The organism is Thauera sp. 2A1, from assembly GCF_009469595.2.
Taxonomy (GTDB): Bacteria; Pseudomonadota; Gammaproteobacteria; order Burkholderiales; family Rhodocyclaceae; genus Thauera.
In genome coordinates this window covers 728-1329 of the sequence record NZ_SSXV01000113.1, presented here as the reverse complement: position 1 = coordinate 1329, position 602 = coordinate 728, and the positions used below count along the sequence as shown (strand labels likewise).

General features: G+C 48.0%; 2 protein-coding genes. Both read right to left on the bottom strand.

The window, feature by feature from the left end:
- Positions 1-225, bottom strand: a 225-nt coding sequence (locus GH664_RS24020; RefSeq protein ID WP_228111688.1) for a hypothetical protein, incomplete at its 3' end; no start/stop codon positions are given.
- Positions 225-602: hypothetical protein (locus GH664_RS24015; protein WP_228111687.1), on the bottom strand; the 378-nt coding region annotated here is incomplete at its 5' end. The genes GH664_RS24015 and GH664_RS24020, both read right to left, overlap by 1 nt.

Here is a 602-nt window from a genome sequence, read left to right as displayed (position 1 = left end):
CCATTTGCCTGTTTGCTTTAGAACAAACTCGGTGTTGTCGGCATACGGATTGGCAGAAGCAAGCACTCCTGCCAAACTGCTCTGGTATCTGCCTCTTTCCTCCAGTTGCTTGTGAGTCAAGTCATCTCGCACCTGTTTCATCACAGGTGCCAGCTTGCCGTCAAAATATCCTTGAAGGCAATACTCCAGTTCTGCAAAGCGTGTCGGGTTCTTGATAGTACTCATTATAGCGTTACGTTTAGTTGACCTAATATCTGTTCTCTTGTCTGCTCGATGGCTTGGTGATACACTTCCATCTGCTTTGGAAAGTATTCCTCCAGCCAAGCGTCTTTCTCTATTCTGTCATGGATGAAGTGGATGGCTTGCTGCAGTTCTATCTCCACGGAGCATTCTCCTTCCTCTCGGTTATTGAACCACGCCTTTGTCCACCATCTCACTCCTGCACGGTCGGGATAGACACTCACCAACCTTGGAATATCAAAGCTCTGCACATCGATGTCCAGTTCAGCAAGCGGGTCGATGATGCCACTCGTCCTTATGGCTTCGTCATGGAGTTTTTTTTTAGAACTTCGCTCAATGTGGACAGATAGATGCCATGCCGC